The 16,886-nt window shown below is 72.2% G+C and carries 11 protein-coding genes; 3 read left to right on the forward strand and 8 right to left on the reverse strand.

All coding sequences use genetic code 11. The features are described from left to right. Window positions 1-171: 171 nt before the first annotated feature. The 3 genes from AC0ZLC_RS14700 to AC0ZLC_RS14710 all read left to right on the forward strand — a co-directional run bounded on the left by AC0ZLC_RS14700 (window position 172) and on the right by AC0ZLC_RS14710 (window position 6,299). Window positions 172-2,919 (forward strand): lysylphosphatidylglycerol synthase transmembrane domain-containing protein, encoded by a 2,748-nt coding sequence (locus AC0ZLC_RS14700; protein WP_476752382.1) that lies wholly within the window; start codon window positions 172-174, stop codon window positions 2,917-2,919. 159 nt (window positions 2,920-3,078) lie between these two features. Beyond that, window positions 3,079-4,626, forward strand: coding sequence for an alpha/beta hydrolase (locus AC0ZLC_RS14705; protein WP_476752383.1), 1,548 nt, complete (start codon window positions 3,079-3,081; stop codon window positions 4,624-4,626). A 116-nt stretch (window positions 4,627-4,742) separates the two neighbouring features. Further along, a complete protein-coding gene (locus AC0ZLC_RS14710) occupies window positions 4,743-6,299 on the forward strand; it encodes an alpha/beta hydrolase (protein ID WP_476752384.1) in 1,557 nt (518 codons plus the stop codon). A gap of 110 nt (window positions 6,300-6,409) precedes the next feature. Here AC0ZLC_RS14710 and moeZ read toward each other — a convergent pair whose 3' ends face one another. The 8 genes from moeZ to AC0ZLC_RS14750 all read right to left on the reverse strand — a co-directional run bounded on the left by moeZ (window position 6,410) and on the right by AC0ZLC_RS14750 (window position 16,883). Next, the gene (gene moeZ, locus AC0ZLC_RS14715; protein WP_476752385.1) at window positions 6,410-7,588 is read right to left on the reverse strand and encodes an adenylyltransferase/sulfurtransferase MoeZ; all 1,179 of its coding nucleotides are present in this window, start codon (window positions 7,586-7,588) and stop codon (window positions 6,410-6,412) included. A 99-nt stretch (window positions 7,589-7,687) separates the two neighbouring features. Further along, a complete protein-coding gene (locus tag AC0ZLC_RS14720) occupies window positions 7,688-8,437 on the reverse strand; it encodes a spherulation-specific family 4 protein (RefSeq protein WP_476752386.1) in 750 nt (249 codons plus the stop codon). After that, on the reverse strand, window positions 8,425-9,384 hold the full coding sequence (locus AC0ZLC_RS14725) for an NAD-dependent epimerase/dehydratase family protein (protein WP_358850182.1): 960 nt from the start codon (window positions 9,382-9,384) through the stop codon (window positions 8,425-8,427). Before AC0ZLC_RS14725 ends, AC0ZLC_RS14720 begins: the two co-directional genes overlap by 13 nt. A 142-nt stretch (window positions 9,385-9,526) precedes the next feature. Further along, a complete protein-coding gene (locus AC0ZLC_RS14730) occupies window positions 9,527-11,014 on the reverse strand; it encodes a hypothetical protein (protein WP_476752387.1) in 1,488 nt (495 codons plus the stop codon). Then, window positions 11,014-12,852, reverse strand: coding sequence for a DUF3492 domain-containing protein (locus tag AC0ZLC_RS14735; protein ID WP_476752388.1), 1,839 nt, complete (start codon window positions 12,850-12,852; stop codon window positions 11,014-11,016). The genes AC0ZLC_RS14730 and AC0ZLC_RS14735 overlap by 1 nt, the downstream gene beginning before the upstream one ends. Before the next feature lie 172 nt (window positions 12,853-13,024). Beyond that, window positions 13,025-14,881 carry a dipeptide ABC transporter ATP-binding protein gene (locus tag AC0ZLC_RS14740; RefSeq protein WP_476752389.1) on the reverse strand — a complete coding sequence of 619 codons (1,857 nt, stop codon included), beginning with the start codon at window positions 14,879-14,881 and terminating at the stop codon, window positions 13,025-13,027. Continuing rightward, window positions 14,878-15,894, reverse strand: a complete 1,017-nt coding sequence (locus AC0ZLC_RS14745) for an ABC transporter permease (RefSeq protein ID WP_476752390.1) — start codon at window positions 15,892-15,894, stop codon at window positions 14,878-14,880. The genes AC0ZLC_RS14740 and AC0ZLC_RS14745 overlap by 4 nt, the downstream gene beginning before the upstream one ends. Further along, the gene (locus tag AC0ZLC_RS14750; RefSeq protein ID WP_476752391.1) at window positions 15,891-16,883 is read right to left on the reverse strand and encodes an ABC transporter permease; all 993 of its coding nucleotides are present in this window, start codon (window positions 16,881-16,883) and stop codon (window positions 15,891-15,893) included. Before AC0ZLC_RS14750 ends, AC0ZLC_RS14745 begins: the two co-directional genes overlap by 4 nt. Window positions 16,884-16,886: the final 3 nt, after the last annotated feature.

Consider the following 16,886-nt stretch of genomic DNA (forward strand, 5'->3'; position numbering starts at 1 on the left):
CCCACCCCACCGACAAAGCGACGCGGCGGTCACGGGGCGCAGCACTCGCCCCGGGGGCCTGCTTCCGGCAGACTGTGCGCCCCCGTATTGCACCCTCCTGCCCCCGTGTCCCGGCCGGGCATGCCACCATCGTGCGGGCGGTGACAGGTGATACGAGATCAAGAAGAGACGATGAAGCAGCAGGGTGTGCACCCCGAGGACGCGGAGGGCACCTCTGAGGCGTCGTCGCGCCCGGACACCGCTCAGGCAGGCGACCGAGCGCCCACGAACGCGGCTGCGGACGACGTGAGCGGGCAGAGCGCCGACTGTGCCGAGGACCCGCACAACGACGAGGTCGAGGGCGACGAACCGCTGCTCCCCGCGCGCGTGCACCGCCCCTCGGACCTGATGCGGCTCCTCGTGGGGTTCCTCGCGATCGTGCTGCTGCTCGCTGTCGCCGCCTTCGCCCACGGCACCACGTCGGGGCTCGAACAGGACATCAACAAGGGCACCGGCCAGGCACCCGACCTGCTGATCAAGATCGCCGGCCTGGTGTCGAGCATCGCGATCCTCCTGGTGCCGGTCGCGTTCGCGATCGAGCGGCTGATCAAGCGGGACGGTCTGCGCATCGCCGATGGTGTGCTCGCCGCCGTCCTCGCCCACGGAGTGACGCTCGCCACCGACCTGTGGGTCGCCAAGGCCGCGCCGCATTCCATCCAGGAAGCGCTCACCCAGCCCTCGCCCGGCGATGTCCACGCCCTCACCGACCCGGTGCACGGCTACCTCGCGCCCGTCATCGCCTACATGACGGCCGTCGGCATGTCGCGCCGGCCGCGCTGGCGTGCCGTGCTGTGGGTGGTGCTGCTCCTGGACGCCTTCTCGATGCTGGTCACCGGCTACACGACACCGTTCTCGATCATCCTGACCGTGTTGATCGGCTGGACGGTCGCGTACGGGACGCTGTACGCGGTCGGCTCGCCGAACGTGCGTCCGACCGGCCGGACGCTGATGGCGGGACTGCGGCACGTCGGTTTCCACCCGGTGAGCGCGGCCCGCGACGAGGCGCCGGACACCACGGACAACGGTGACCGCGGCCGGCGCTACTTCGTCACTCTGGAGGACGGCCCACCCCTGGACGTCACGGTCGTCGACCGGGAACAGCAGGCGCAGGGCTTCTTCTACCGCGTGTGGCGCCGGCTGACGCTGCGCGGCATCACCACGCGCCGCAGCCTGCAGTCCCTGCGCCAGGCCCTGGAGCAGGAAGCACTCCTCGCGTACGCGGCCATCGCGGCCGGTGCCAACGCGCCGAAGCTGATCGCGACCTCCGAACTCGGCCCCGACGCGGTGATGCTGGTCTACGAGCACACGGGCGGCCACACGCTCGACTCGGTGCCCGACGAGATGATCACGGACGACCTCCTGCGGGACACGTGGCATCAGGTCCAGGCGCTCCAGTCGCGTCGCATCGCGCACCGCAGGCTCGCGGGCGACGCCATCCTGGTGGATCGTTCAGGCACGGTGATCCTCACCGACCTGCGCGGCGGCGAGATCGCCGCCGGTGACCTGGTGCTGCGCATGGACATCGCGCAACTGGTGACGACGCTCGGACTGCGCGTCGGCGCCGAGCGGGCGGTCGCCTCGGCGGTCGGCGTACTGGGCCCGGACGCGGTCGCGGACTGCCTCCCGCTGCTCCAGCCCATCGCGCTGACGCGCTCCACGCGCGCGACCCTGCGGAAACTGGCCCGTGAGCGTGCCCAGCGCGAGCGCGACGCGGTCCTGGACGCCTCCCGGCAGGACAAGCTCGCCCGCACCGAGGAAGCCCACGAGCACACCGGGCCCGTACTGGAGAAGCCCGACAAGAAGGCCGTACGTGCCGAGCAGCGGGCGGAGAAGCGGGCGATAGACGACGCTCTGGAGGAGGCACGCGAGGAGGATCTGCTCACCCAGATCCGCCACCAGGTGCTGCTGATCAGGCCGCAGGCGCCGGTCGAGCCGGCCCGCCTGGAGCGCGTCCGGCCGCGCACGCTGATCAGTTTCATCGCCGGCGCCATCGGCGCGTACTTCCTGCTCACGCAGCTGACCCACATCGAGTTCGGCACCCTCTTCGACAGCGCCGAGTGGGGCTGGGTCGCCGCGGCCGTGCTGTTCTCGGCGCTGAGCTACTTCGCCGCGGCGATGAGCCTGCTCGGCTTCGTACCGGAGCGGGTGCCGTTCCTGCGGACCGTGGCAGCGCAGGTCGCCGGTTCGTTCGTGAAGATCGTGGCCCCCGCGGCCGTGGGCGGAGTCGCCCTCAACACCCGCTTCCTGCAACGCGCGGGCGTCCGCCCCGGGCTCGCGGTGGCCAGTGTCGGCGCGTCGCAGCTGTTCGGACTCGGCTGCCACATCCTGATGCTGCTGTCGTTCGGATATCTCACCGGCACCGAGAAGACGCCCTCCCTGTCGCCGTCCCGTACGGTCATCGCCGGTCTGCTGACGGTCGCGGTCCTGGTGCTCGTGGTGACCTCGGTGCCGTTCCTGCGCAAATTCGTCGCCACGCGCGTGAGGTCGCTGTTCGCCGGGGTCGTGCCGCGCATGCTCGACGTGCTCCAGCGGCCGCAGAAGCTGATCACCGGCATCGGCGGCATGCTGCTCCTCACCGCCTGCTTCGTGATGTGCCTGGACGCGTCGATCAGGGCCTTCGGCCACGAGGAGACGACCATCCTCAGTCTCGCCAGCGTCGCCGTCGTCTTCCTCGCGGGCAACGCGCTCGGCTCGGCGGCGCCGACCCCGGGCGGCGTCGGCGCGGTCGAGGCGACGCTGACGGTCGGTCTGATCGCCGTAGGGCTCCCCAAGGAGGTCGCGGCACCCGCGGTGCTGCTGTACCGGCTCCTGACGCTCTGGCTTCCGGTGCTGCCGGGATGGCTGTTCTTCAACCATCTGACCCGCAAGGGCGCGCTCTAGCCCACGCGCGGGCAGTCCCCACGAGCCCGCTGGGCATCCGTACGGACCGTCGGGTGATCCTTACGAGCCTTCACGTGATCCGGACGAACCACCGGCCGCTCCTCACCCGCACGGCCCGCGCCCCGAGCGTCCCGCCGGGCGCGACCTCAGGATGGGATCATGCCGAAGCCGCCCCGACTGCGCGCCGCTGCCCTCACCGCCGCCGCCCTACTGCTGTCGTCGCTGACGACGGGCTGCAGTGACGACGACTCCAAGGACGAGGACCTGACGGCTCAGAAGCTGAGCTGGAAGGAGTGCCCCGCGCCGTCCGCGTCCGAGGGCGGCGGCAACGCACCCTCGCCGCTGCCGGGGGGCACCAAGTGGCAGTGCGCCACGATGAAGGCGCCGCTCGACTGGGACAAGCCCACGGGCGACACTATCGGCATCGCCCTGATCCGGGCCGGGACCAGTGGCGACAAGAGCAAGCGCATCGGCTCGCTCGTCTTCAACTTCGGCGGCCCCGGCGGCTCCGGAATCACCGCGCTGCCCGCCTTCGGCGAGGACTACGCGAAGCTGCGCACCCGCTACGACCTGGTGAGTTTCGACCCTCGCGGGGTCGGCCGCAGCGCGGGCGTGAAGTGCGAGGACGACCAGCAGCTCGACGAGTACTTCGAGCAGGACGCGACGCCGGACGACACGGCGGAACGCACCGAGCTGCTCGACAACACCAAGCAGTTCAATGCGGCCTGCGAGAAGAACTCGGGTCATACCCTGCCGCACGTGCGGACGACCGACGCGGCCCGTGACATGGACCTGATGCGGCAGGTGCTCGGCGACGACAAGCTGTACTACTTCGGCATCTCGTACGGCACCGAACTGGGCGGCGTGTACGCGCACCTGTTCCCCGGGAAGGTGGGGCGCGCCGTCTTCGACGCGGTCGTCGACCCGACGCAGACCCCGGAACAGGGCTCTCTGGGACAGGCCAGGGGTTTCCAGCTCGCCCTCGACAACTTCGCCGAGGACTGCACCTCGAAGACGGAGGACTGCCCGGTCGGCGACTCCCCACAGGACGTCAGGAACCGCATCGCGAAACTGCTGGCGGACCTCGACCGCAAGCCGATTCCCGGCGTCTTCCCCCGCGAGCTGACCCAGACCGCGGCGACCAGCGGCATCGCCCAGGCCCTGTACTCCAAGGACTTCTGGGAGTACCTCACGCAGGGCCTCGATGAGGCGTACGCCGGTGACGGCAAGGTGCTCATGCTGCTGTCCGACTCGATGAACGGGCGCAACGAGGACGGCGAGTACAGCAACATCACCGCGGCCAACGTCTCCATCAACTGCGCCGACGACAAGCCGCGCTACACCACGGCCGACGTGGAGGCGAAGCTGCCTGAGTTCCGGTCCGCCTCGCCGCTGTTCGGCGACTACCTGGCCTGGGGCATGGTCAGCTGCAGCGACTGGCCGGTGGCGGGCGCCGCCGACCACCCCGACGTGAGCGCGCCCGGATCGGCTCCGATCCTCGTCGTCGGCAACACCGGCGATCCGGCCACACCGTACGAGGGTGCGAAGAAGATGGCGGACGCGCTGGGCCGGTCGGTGGGCGTCCAGCTGACGTACAAGGGCCAGGGGCACGGTGCCTACGACAGCGGGAACAAGTGCGTGCACAACGCGGTCGACGGCTATCTGCTGCAGGGGACCGTGCCCTCCGCCGGAACCGTCTGCTCCTAGAAAACAGCAGGTCAAAGCGTTATCCACAGGCTCCGACGGTGGTCGGGCGCAGGCGCCTACTATGGCCTGCAGGTGATCGGCGACTTCGAGCGGATCACTGCTGAGGGGGAGAGCGCATGACACGTTTCGCACGATGGGCGGCGGCGGCCGCCGCCGCTCTGCTGGTGGCCGGCTGCAGCGGGGGCTCCTCCGGCGAAGGCAAGAACACGTCCGGTGGACAGGACCGCTCCGACTCGTCGGCCACGACGCCCTCGTCCGGCGCCTCGCCGCGACTGCCCTCGTCGCTGACCTCGCAGCGGCTGGACTGGGGCGGCTGCAATGGCACGTCGGACTCCCCCGCCCCGGGCGACGCCTGGCAGTGCGCGAAGCTCAAGGTGCCTCTCGACTACGCGCAACCGGACGGCAGGACCATCGACCTCGCGCTGATCCGTGCGAAGGCGACCGGCGGCGGCAAGCGACTCGGTTCCCTCGTCTTCAACTTCGGCGGCCCGGGCGCCTCGGGCGTCGCCACGATGCCGTCGTACGCGGGTACGGTCTCGAAGCTCCACCAGCGCTACGACCTGGTGAGCTGGGACCCGCGCGGAGTCGCCGCCAGCGAAGGTGTGCGCTGCCGCAGCGACAAGGAGATGGAAGCCGCCGAGTCGGTGGACGCGACCCCGGACGACGCGACCGAGAAGACGGCCTACCTCAAGGACGCGACGGACTTCGGCAAGGGCTGCCTGAGGAACGGCGGGAAGCTGATGTCGCACGTCTCGACGACGGACACCGCCCGCGACCTGGACCTGATGCGCCAGGTCCTCGGCGACCCGAAGATGCACTACTTCGGCATCTCGTACGGCACGGAGCTGGGCGGGGTGTACGCCCATCTGTTCCCCGAGCACGTGGGGCGTGTGGTGCTGGACGCCGTCGTCGACCCGAGCGCCGACACGGTGGGTCATGCCAAGAACCAGACCCGTGGCTTCCAGCGCGCTCTGGACGCCTACCTGAAGTCGACGGGTCAGGATCCGAGGCGGGGCTCCCAGAAAATCGTGGACCTGCTGGAGCGGATCGACGCGAAGCCGCTCGCGGCGTCCTCCGACCGCAAGCTCACTCAGTCGCTGGCGCTGACCGGCATCGTCCTGCCGCTGTACAGCGAGCAGTCCTGGCCCACCCTGACCAGCGCCCTGAAGGCCGCCGAGGGCGGAGACGGTTCACAGCTGCTGACGCTGGCCGACGGCTACAACGAGCGGGACGCCTCCGGGCACTACGGCACGACGACCCATGCCCAACGAGTCATATCGTGCCTGGACGACAAGCAGCGGCTGACGCCCGAGGAGGCGGAGAGGCTGCTGCCGGAGTTCGAGAAGATCTCGCCCGTCTTCGGCGACTTCATGGGCTGGGACACAGCGGGCTGGTGCCACGACTGGCCGGTCGCCGGGCAGTACGACACGCCGGAGGTCAGCGCGCCCGGGTCGGCTCCCGTCCTGCTCGTGGGCAACACCGGGGACCCGGCGACGCCCTACGAGGGTGCCCGCAAGATGGCGGACGAGCTGGGGAAGGACGTCGGCGTGCTCCTCACCTGGAAGGGCGAGGGGCACGGGGCGTACGGGAGCGGCAGCGACTGCGTCGACTCCACGGTGAACGGCTACCTGCTGGACGGATCGGTGCCGAAGGACGGCATGGTCTGCTCGTAGCGCGCCGGGATCCGCCCGTAGCAGGGCGGGACCCCGCGGAGAGGGACCCGGCACACGCGGTGCCGGGCCCCTGCCGAAAAGCCGGACGTCCGACGGACCGGCGTGGACGCCTAGTAGATGGGCTTGTCCGGCTCGATCTGGTTGACCCAGCCGATCACGCCGCCGCCGACGTGCACCGCGTCGGAGAAACCCGCCGACTTGAGCACGGCGAGGACTTCCGCACTGCGGACACCCGTCTTGCAGTGCAGGACGATCTTCTTGTCCTGCGGGAGGCTCTCCAGAGCGGTGCCCATGAGGAACTCGTTCTTCGGGATCAGCCGGGCACCTGGGATCGAGACGATCTCGTACTCGTTGATCTCGCGGACGTCGATGATGTCGATGTTCTCGCCGTCGTCGATCCACTCCTTGAGCTGCTTCGGAGTGATCGTCGCGCCGGCGGCCGCCTCCTGGGCCTCCTCGGACACGACGCCGCAGAAGGCCTCGTAGTCGATGAGCTCGGTGACGGTGGGGTTCTCACCGCAGACCGCGCAGTCCGGGTCCTTGCGGACCTTGACCTGGCGGTACTGCATCTCCAGGGCGTCGTAGATCATCAGACGGCCGACGAGCGGCTCGCCGATGCCCGCGAGGAGCTTGATGGCCTCGTTGACCTGGATGGATCCGATAGACGCGCACAGCACGCCGAGGACACCGCCCTCGGCGCAGGAGGGGACCATGCCGGGCGGCGGGGGCTCCGGGTAGAGGCAGCGGTAGCACGGGCCGTGCTCGGACCAGAAGACCGAGGCCTGGCCGTCGAAGCGGTAGATCGAACCCCATACGTACGGCTTGTCGAGCAGCACGCACGCGTCGTTGACCAGGTACCGGGTGGCGAAGTTGTCCGTGCCGTCCACGATCAGGTCGTACTGGCTGAAGATGTCCATCACGTTGTCGGCTTCCAGCCGCTCCTCGTGAAGGACCACGTTCACGTACGGGTTGATGCCCAGCACCGAGTCACGCGCCGACGCGGCCTTGGAGCGGCCGATGTCAGCCTGGCTGTGGATGATCTGGCGCTGCAGGTTCGACTCGTCGACCTCGTCGAACTCCACGATGCCGAGCGTGCCCACGCCCGCGGCGGCCAGGTACATCAGGGCCGGCGATCCGAGGCCGCCGGCGCCCACACAGAGCACCTTGGCGTTCTTCAGCCGCTTCTGCCCGTCCATTCCGACGTCCGGAATGATCAGGTGGCGGGAGTACCTGCGGACCTCGTCTACGGTGAGCTCGGCAGCCGGCTCGACCAGGGGTGGCAGCGACACGGTTACTCCGTTAATCGGTCAATCAATGGGTGTCCCCCTGCTCGGGCACAGCCGAGACCGAGGGAGGTCGTTCTCCCCGTAACACTGCCACGCCCTTCTTCATTCCGAGACACCCGTTCCGACTCGCGAGACGATCTCGTCCCAGTAGCCGGGCATGGTCGACCAGGGGTCGGCGCGACCGCCGTCGGCGGTGCGGTCGGTGAAGTAGATCGTCGACGCGCCCTGCCAGCGGGCGATGCGCAGGGCCTCTTCGAGGTGGCCGCGGGGGACGCCGTGCACGAAGTGGCAGAAGCGCTCGGGCGGATGGTCGGCGGTCCACTCCGCCGCCTGCGACCAGCGGTAGTCGCCCCAGGAGCCGGAGAACGTGACCAGCTGATCGGCGTCCTCGGCGTATCCGGGGTACGGGTGCGTGCCGTGGCCGAGCACGATGTGACCTCGCTCGCACAGCGCCCGGAGCGTGGTCACCGTGCGACGGACCTCGGGGAGCGCGGCGCGCTCGGTGGGACAGCGGTCCAGGAAGAAGCCGTCGGCGCGGTACCAGTCGAGGTAGCGGTGGGCGTCGGAGACCAGTTCGCGGAAGGTGCGGGCACCGTGGGCGGTGTCCAGGTGTCCCAGCACCCGGACCCCGGCGTTGCGCAGGCGTCCCGCCGCTTCCAGGCAGCGGGGGTCGGGGCGCGTACCGGGCCCGTCGGCGACGTTGAGGACGACCCAGTGCAAGGGGGTGCCGGGGCGGGCCAGCTCACCCCACTCCAGCGGAGCGACGAGGGGGTGCGCATAGCCGGGGATGCCGAAGCCGAGTCCCACGCCGGTGCTCGCGGTGCCCGCCGCGGAGCGGGTCAGATACGGCATGCCGCCTCCATCCAGATGTCGGCGAGGGATTCCTCGAGATTGATGCGGGGCCGCCAGCCGAGGCGGTCGCGCGCGGTGCGGACGTCGGCCTGCTGCCAGCTGCCGCAGCCGTCCGGGTAGGGGAAGGCGGTCGGGGGCACGTGGTCGGGTTCGTTGCGGGGGTGGATGATGGACGGCCTCATCGGCCCCGGCGGCCCGTCGAGTTCGTGCAGTGCGCCGCCGTAGCCGGCCACCCGGGCGAGGACGGCGGCGGCGTCGCGCAGGCGTACGGCGCGGCCCGAGCCGATGTTGATGACGCCCTGGGCGGCGGAGAGGGAGGCGGCGTGGACGGCGCGGGCGACATCGCGGACGTCGATGAAGTCGCGCTGGACGCCGAGGCCGCCGAGTTTGAGTTCGCCGTCGCCGGACTGGATGGCGCGGCGCATGGCCTCGGCGAGACGGCCGAGCGGGGATCCGGCGGGGGTGCCGGGGCCCGCGGGCGAGAAGACGCGGAGCACGACGGCGTCCAGGCCCGAGCCGAGGACCAGTTCGGTGGCGGCGAGTTTGCTGACGCCGTACGGGCCGCCGGGGCGCGGTACGGCGTCCTCCGCGGTCGAGGAGCCGGGCTGGCTCGGCCCGTACTCGGCGCCGCAGCCGATCTGCACGAGTCGTGCGCCGCAGCCGCTGCGGCGCAGGGCCTCGCAGACGGTGGCGACGGCGACGGTGTTGTGCCGGATGAGTTCGCGGGCGCCGCCGCGGGTGGCGCCCGCGCAGTTGACGACGACCCCGGGGTGCACCGCGTCCAGGAAGCGGGTGAGCGCGCCGGGGCTGCCGGAGGCGAGGTCGAACCGTACGTCGGCGTCGTCGCCGCGGCCGAGCGCGGTGAGCTGGACGGCCGGGTCGGCGAGCAGCCGGTCGGCGACGAAGCGGCCCAAATATCCGTTGGCTCCGATCAGCAGGACCCTCATCGGGCGGCTCCCGGGGCGGACTCTCCGGTTCGGGAGGTGATCATCTGGCGTTCTCCTTCAGGGGTGGTGCCGTGGATCGGGAGTGGGGCCCGCGGTGTCGGCCCCGCGGGAGAAAGGGGGTGCGCGGACCGGCAGCCGGTCCTCACGGGGTGGCTCCGGCCGGTGTGGCGTGGGCGGAGGCCCGGGTCAGGGTGCGGGTGGCGTGGACCAGAAGCACGAGGGCGGCCGTGCCGCACACCACGGCCGGGACGGCCCCCGGACCGCCCGCCTGGACGAGGGTCTCGACCGGCGTGGCGAGGGACGAGCAGCCGGGGAGGCGGCTCGCGAAGACCGTTGACAGGGCGGTCGCCTCGCTCGCGCCCGCGGCGGCGAGGACGACGGCAGGGGCGTGGGTGAAGCCGTGCGTGGTGAGCAGGCGGGCGAGCAGGAGCAGTGCTCCGAGAGCCCCGGCTCCGCCGAGGGCGGCGGGCTCACCCAGGACCGTCCCGCACAGGGCGAGCAGCGCGGCCAGGGAACAGAGGAAGAGCCCGAACGTCCCCAGGAGCAGCGGCTTCACGGAGGCGGTGAACTCCTCCAGCCCGCGGCTGACGGTCAGCCTGCGCCGGGCGCGTACGGAGAAGAGGTGCGTGCACCAGGCTGCGGGGGCGCAGGCCAGCGCGAGGGCCAGGAGCGGCGCGACGGCCAGGGGCCAGGCGCCGTCGGGACCGCCCGCGAGGCCGGCGCTCAGCAGTCCGTCGCCGAGGAGCGCGTACGCGAGGAGCCAGCAGGTCCACGCTCCGGGGGTGCTGCGGTTCGGGGCGCTGAGGGGTCCGCGGCGCAGTGCCGCCCGGAGGCCGAGCACCACGGCCAGGACACCGGTCGCGGCCACGGCGAGGTGCGGCCGGCCGTCGGTGAGGCGCAGGCCCGCCACGGTGGCGGCGCACAGGATGCCCGGCAACAGGGCGAGTGCGGCCCAGCGGGCGGGCGCGCCGGAAGCGTCGCTCCGCTCGGGCTGCGCCGTCGGATCACCGTCGCGCGGCACGCGGGCGTACATCTCCTCCGCGAGCGAGAACACGTCCCGGTGCCGGAAGCGCGCGGCGGTCCGGTCGGTCACGCCGTGTGCCTCCAGGCCCGCGGCGATCTCCAGCGGGTCGACGGCCCGTGCGCACAGTTCGCGGTGCCGGTGCATCAGCGCCTTCACGGGGTCGACGGCGCCTCGACGGCCCACCGCCCTGTGCGCGGCGCCCCAGGCGCCCTCGCTCCGGCCGCCCCGGCCCACGCGCCCCACATCCGGCACGCCCTGACCGGCCGCATCCTTCCCATCCGGCACGCCCTGACCGGCCGCACCCGTCACATGGGGCAGGCCCTGACCGGCTGCACCCTGCGCCTCCGGCACGTCCTTGCCGTTCCGGCCCACGCCCTCCACATCCAGCGCGCCTTGGCCGTCCTGACCCGCACCCCTCACATCCGGCACGCCCTGACCGGATGCACCCGCCTCCGGCACGTCGTGGCCGCGCCGGCCCACGCCCTCCGCGTCCAGCACGTCCCGGCCGCCCCCGCCCGAGCCCCTCACATCCGGTTCGGCCACTTCGTCCCGCGTGTCCCTCACACCCGGTTCACTCAGGCCGCTCACTCCGCCGTGTTCGCTCATCACACGCCCTCTCCCGCGGGGACCGCCGGGACGGCGGCAACCGGGACCGCCGGGACGACGACGGAAGCGGCGGGGGTCGCGGCGAGCGTCGGCGCGGTCACCGTGGCCCGTACCGGCGCTCCGGCCGCCCAGCGCGGCCGGCCCGCGGCCATCAGGCGGGACTCGGTCCAGCGGCCGGGTACATGGGCCTCGGCGGGCATGCCGAAGGGCAGGGGCTCACCGGCCTCGTCGACCACCATCCGGCGCACCGGGGAGTGCGAGACGATGTCCAGGTAGATGTCGTGAAAGGCCGCGACGTTCTGCTCGACGGTGAACAGTTCGAGGGCCCGGGCGCGGGCGGCGGCACCGAGGCGCTCACGGCGTTCGGGGTCGCGCAGCAGCGCCACGCACGCCTCGGCGAGCGCCCGCGGATTGCGCGGGGGCACCACCAGCCCCGTACCCCCGATGACCTCGACGACCGCGCCGACGTCCGTGGAGACGGTGGCGCGTCCGCAGAACATGGCTTCGACCAGGCTGATCGGGAAGCCCTCGACGACGCTCGACAGGACGACCACGGCCCCGGATGCGTACGCCTCCGCGAGGTTCGGGACCTCGGGGCCGCCGATCTCCTCGAAGGAGACGGCGTTGTCGCCGACCGCGTGCACGCCCTCCGCCTCGTCGGGGAAGAGCTGCGCGGCCAGGGCCTTGCAGTGACCGAGGTAGGCGGCGCCCTCGGCACCGGCGGCGGCACCGACGATCCGCAGCCGCGTCTTCGGCTCCTCCCTGCGGATCTCGGCGAAGGCGTGGAGCAGGGCGATCAGGTCCTTGGCCGGTTCGATGCGGCCGACCCAGACCAGTGTGTCCGGGTCGGCGACCGGCGTGTCCGGGTTCACGCACGCGGCGCCCTCCGCGTTCTCGCCGACCCGCGCGAAGCGGGAGGCCTCCATGCCGGGGTAGACGGTGCGCAGCTTGGCGCGGTCGGCGCCGCAGCGCTCCTGCCAGCGGCGGGCGTGCGTGTTGCCTGGCGTGATGACGGCGGCCCGGCGGTAGACCTCGGCGGCGAGAGCGCCGTGGAAGGCGGCGAGGAGCGACCGTACGGCCGGGGGCGCCTGACCGGAGGCCAGGTAGTGGGCGCGGAGCTGGACTCCGTACTCGGTGACCAGCAGGGGAACGCCGGAGAAGTGACGGGCGAGCAGGCCGGGCAGCGCGGCAGAGCCGCCGGCCGCGGCGTGGCACAGGTCGACCGAGCCGAGCCCGTCGTCCTCGTACCAGTCGAGGGAGAGGGGGCGCAGCGCCCGCTCGAAGTGGGCGGCGACGGCGAGCAGGTCCGGCACCCCGGCCGTGCGGGCGGCCCTGAGAGCACCCGGCGCACGACAGGCGCATTCCAGGGCGCGTACGGCGGTCTCGGAGCGCAGGGCGCCGACCAGTCCGCCCTCGTCGCGGGCGAGTTCGGCGAGGGCGTACAGGGCACTGCCGAAACGGTCCGCCTCAAGCGCTTCGCGGGTTCCGGAGGCGGCGGGTGCCTCCGTGCCGGCGGCGAGTGCAGGCACACCGGCGGCGATTGCAGACCCCGCGCAGACCACCGCGGCCAACTCTCCGTACGCCTCGGCGAAGCGGCGGCGCGCCCGCCGTCCGAGGACCGCGCCGTCGTCCTCGGACGTCCACAGCGGCGCCGTGCGTACCCGGCTGACCTGGGGCGGCAGCGCGACCCAGCCCTCGTCCTCCTGGTGCTGGCTGCGGCTGAGCGCGTAGATGTCGAACTCGTGCTGCCGGAGCCCGCGCACGAGCCGGTCGCACCAGAGCGTGGCGTCACCGCTCACATACGGATAGCCGCCCTCCGTAAGCAGTCCGATGCGCACGAGTGCACCCCCGATCTCCCGTGTGGGGAGCCGCCGTTGGTCGGGCGGCTCGCAGCGGGACGAACGTATGCGGACATGACGGTGGCGCGACGGACGGTTGTCCGTCGCGCCACCAGAAGGGGTGAACGGGCGTGACTTTCCCGCACGGGCGGCGTTCCGTCGCGCTAAGGGATCACGACGCCAAGCTCGCTGACGCTGCGGCCAGTTGTCGGCGGGCCGCCCGGCGCCGGGCGGCGGTCTGCGGGTCGAGCGCCGGTACGGCGGCCAGCAGTTGCTTGGTGTAGGGGTCCCGCGGGGATTCGTACACCTCGTCGACCGGTCCCTGTTCGACGATGCGACCGCGCCGCATCACCGCCACCCGGTCGCTGACCCGGCGCACGACCGCGAGGTCGTGCGCCACGAACACCAGTGCGAGCCCCAGTTCCCGTTGCAGCTCGCCGAGCAGGGCGACCACCTGGGCCTGCGTGGTGACGTCGAGCGCGGAAACCGGTTCGTCGCAGACGATGACGCGCGGTTCGGCGGCGAGGGCCCGCGCGATGCCGACGCGCTGGCGCTGTCCGCCGCTGAACTCGTGCGGATAGCGGTCGTAGTGCGCCGGTTCGAGACCCACGCGCTCCAGCAGGTCCCGTACGCGCCCCCGGATCCGGTCCTCGTCCCGCTCGCCCCGCGCCCGTAGCGGATCGGCGATCGACTCGCCCACGCTGCGCCGGGGATTGAGGGAGGAGACCGGGTCCTGGAACACCATCTGCACGGCCGGGCCGACGCCGGAGCGGGTACGCCCCTCGTAGCGGACGGACCCGGCCGTCGGCTCCAGGAGGCCGACCAGCATCCGGCCGAGCGTCGTCTTCCCGCTGCCGCTCTCCCCCACGATCCCCAGGGTCTCGCCCCGGTGGACGGCGAGCGACACGTCGTCCACCGCCGTGACCCGGCCCCTACCGCGGCCGAACTCGCGCCGCAGTCCCACCGCTTCCAGCACGGCCTCTTCCAGCGCGACCTCGCCGGCCGGCGCCGGGCCGACGGCAAGTGGGGCACCGGACGGCGCCGGGACACCCACGCGCCCCTCGTCCGCAGGAGGAGCACCCACCCCCGGCTCGTCGAGAGAGGCGCCCACCCGCAACTCGCCCACAGAAGTGGCACCCACCCGCAGCTCGTCCACAGGTGAGGCGCTCGCCCGCAGCTCGCGCCCCCGCGGCTCGTCCACCCGCGGAACCGCCCCCAGCAGTTCCCGGGTGTACGGCTCCCGCGGCGACCCCAGCACCGCACCCACCGTGCCGCGCTCGACGGCACGTCCGTGGCGCATCACGAGGATGTCGTCCACGCTCTCGGCCGCGACGCCGACGTCGTGCGTGACCAGCAGCAGCCCCATCCCGGTCTCCTCCCGCAACGTGTGCAGCAGGTCCAGGATCTGGGCCTGGACGGTCACGTCGAGGGCGGTGGTCGGCTCGTCGGCGATCAGCAGGTCCGGCTCGCAGGCCAGGGCCATGGCGATCAGCGCGCGCTGCCGCATGCCGCCGCTGAACTCGTGCGGGCGGGAGCGGGCCCTGCGTGCGGCGTCGGGAATGCCGACCCGGTCGAGCACGGCGACGGCACGCGCGCGTGCCGCCCGCCGGGACGCCCGCGTGTGCACCCGGTACACCTCGGCGATCTGGTCACCGACGGCGTAGTACGGGTCGAGGGAGGACAGCGGATCCTGGAAGACCATGGCGGCCTTCCCGCCCCGCAGCCGGCGCAGCTCGCCGTCGGAGGCCGTCTCCACGTCCACACCGGCCACGCGGAGGACCCCGCCGACCCGCGCCCCCGTGCCGCGGTGCAGCCCCAGCAGCGCGGACGCGACGGTGGACTTGCCGGAGCCGGACTCGCCGACCAGGCCCAGCGCGGCGCCCTTCTCCAGCCGGAAGGAGATGCCGTCGACCGCCCGCAGCTCCCCGAACGCGACCGAGAGGTCTCCGACCTCGACGAGGCTGCCGTCCGCTCCTCCTGGACTCCCGCCGGTCCCGGCTGGACGCCGGTCCGTCTTCTCCAGGCTCATGCGAGCACCACCCGTCGGTCCGCCACCGCGAACAGCACGTCCGCGACGGCATTGGCCGCAATCACGAAGAAGCCGGTCACCAGGACCATGCCGACGACCACCGGCAGGTCGACGACGTTCACCGCGTGCACGAGTTCGCGCCCGAGTCCGGGCAGGCCGAACATCGTCTCGGTGAGCACGGCGCCGCCGATCGCCGAGCCGAAGTCGTTGGCGCTCAGGGCGATGACGGGCGCGAGCGCCCCGCGCAGGGCGTGCCGCCCGATGATCGACTTCTCTCCCACGCCGTACGCGCGGAAGGTGCGCACGTGGTCCTCGGCGAGCGTCTCCAGCATCGAGGCGCGGGTCAGCCGGGCGTACTTGGCGGCCTCGATCAGCGCGAACGCGAGCCACGGCAGCAGCAGGTTCCAGGCCCACTGCTCGGGGTCCTCGGTGAAGGGCACGTACTGCGGGAAGGGCAGCAACCGCAGCTGCCCGCACACGACGATCATCAGGACCAGACCGATGACGAAGACGGGCGTGGCGGTGCCGGCGAGTGTGATGCCGGTCAGCAGCCGCTCGCTGAGGCGGCCACGCCGCCACGCGGAGAGGACTCCGGTGCCGACGCCGAGGATCAGCCACAGCACCATGGCGCCCAGCACGAGGGAGAGGGTGACCGGCAGCTTCGCCCGGATCAGTTGCGTGACCTGCTGGTCGCTCTGGTACGAGAGTCCGAGGCAGGGCGCGTCGCAGTGCTGCACGGACGTGCCCGTGGAGTAGTCCTGACCGGCGAGGACGCCCTGGAGGAAGTGCCAGTAGCGCAGGTAGAGCGGGTCGCCGAGCTTCAACTGTTCCGCCACCTGGTGCACCTGGGCGGGCGAGCAGCGCGGGCCGCAGGTGATCTGCGCGACATCGCCCGGAGCGACGTAGAACACCGCGTAGATGATGACGGTGATCGCGAGCAGGGTGACGGCGGCACCGGCCAGCCGCCGTACGGCGAATCCCGCGAAGCCGGACGAGATGGTCGGGCCGCTCATGCCTTGGCCTCCCGCCTGCGTCCCGTGCCGACGCGCAGCCGGGAGGCCGCGCGCGGGTCGAGCGCCGTCCGCACGCCGTCCCCGAACACGGTCAGGGCGAGCACGGTGACGAACAGCGATCCCGCGGGCAGCAGCAGGTACTGCGGTGCCGCCTGGTACCAGACGTCCGCCGCGGTGAGCATCTGCCCCCACGACGGCGTCGGCGGCTTCACGCCGACGCCGAGGAAGCTGAGCGCCGCCTCCACGGTGATGTTCATGGGGACGAGCAGGGCGGCGTACGTGATGACGGGTGCGCCGAGCGCGGGCAGCAGCTCGCGGCGGGCGACCCGCCAGGAGCCCCAGCCGCTGAGCCGGGCGGCGGCCACGTGGTCCAGCTCCTTGAGCGTCAGGGTGTACGCGCGGACGATCTTCGCGATCGAGCCCCAGGCCACCAGACCGATGATCAGCGCGACGAGGACGGGCCGCGGGAAGCTGCCCGGCACGATCGCGAGCAGCGCGAGGGACACGATCATCAGCGGCATCGCGATGATGACGTCGGCGGCGCGGCTGAGCAGCTGGTCGACCCAGCGGTTGCCGAGGGCGGCGGCGACGCCGACCACGACGCCGATGAGGACCTGCACCAGGGTCGCCGCGAGCGCCACCCCGAGCGAGACCCGGGCGCCGTACACCAGCCGGGCGAACAGATCGCGTCCGGTCTGCGGCTCCACGCCGAGCCAGTGGCCGCCGCCGACACCGCCGAGGGAGCCGAGCGGAACGCCGCCGCGCGCCGAGTCGATCAGCGAGGGGTGGTAGGTGGTCGGGTCCTGGCCCTCGACGGCCGTGAGGAGCGGCGCGGCGAGCGCGACCAGGACGAGCAGCGCCACGACGGCCGCCGCGACGAGGGCGGCGCGCTGCGCACGCAGCCGCCGCCAGAACTGTCGGGCCCCCGAAACCGCCGGGACGGACGGATCCGTCCCGGCGGCCTCCGAGGCCACCAGGGCCTCACTCATGCT

This window comes from Streptomyces sp. GLSS-08, from assembly GCF_056387915.1.

Bases quoted from the DNA above. Each gene is read 5' to 3' on its own strand.
- AC0ZLC_RS14740 (WP_476752389.1), bottom strand. From the start codon at position 14,881: ATGAGCCTGGAGAAGACGGACCGGCGTCCAGCCGGGACCGGCGGGAGT.
- AC0ZLC_RS14745 (WP_476752390.1), bottom strand. From the start codon at position 15,894: ATGAGCGGCCCGACCATCTCGTCCGGCTTCGCGGGATTCGCCGTACGG.
- AC0ZLC_RS14700 (WP_476752382.1), top strand. From the start codon at position 172: ATGAAGCAGCAGGGTGTGCACCCCGAGGACGCGGAGGGCACCTCTGAG.
- AC0ZLC_RS14710 (WP_476752384.1), top strand. From the start codon at position 4,743: ATGACACGTTTCGCACGATGGGCGGCGGCGGCCGCCGCCGCTCTGCTG.
- AC0ZLC_RS14750 (WP_476752391.1), bottom strand. From the start codon at position 16,883: ATGAGTGAGGCCCTGGTGGCCTCGGAGGCCGCCGGGACGGATCCGTCC.
- AC0ZLC_RS14705 (WP_476752383.1), top strand. From the start codon at position 3,079: ATGCCGAAGCCGCCCCGACTGCGCGCCGCTGCCCTCACCGCCGCCGCC.
- AC0ZLC_RS14720 (WP_476752386.1), bottom strand. From the start codon at position 8,437: ATGCCGTATCTGACCCGCTCCGCGGCGGGCACCGCGAGCACCGGCGTG.
- AC0ZLC_RS14730 (WP_476752387.1), bottom strand. From the start codon at position 11,014: ATGAGCGAACACGGCGGAGTGAGCGGCCTGAGTGAACCGGGTGTGAGG.
- AC0ZLC_RS14725 (WP_358850182.1), bottom strand. From the start codon at position 9,384: ATGAGGGTCCTGCTGATCGGAGCCAACGGATATTTGGGCCGCTTCGTC.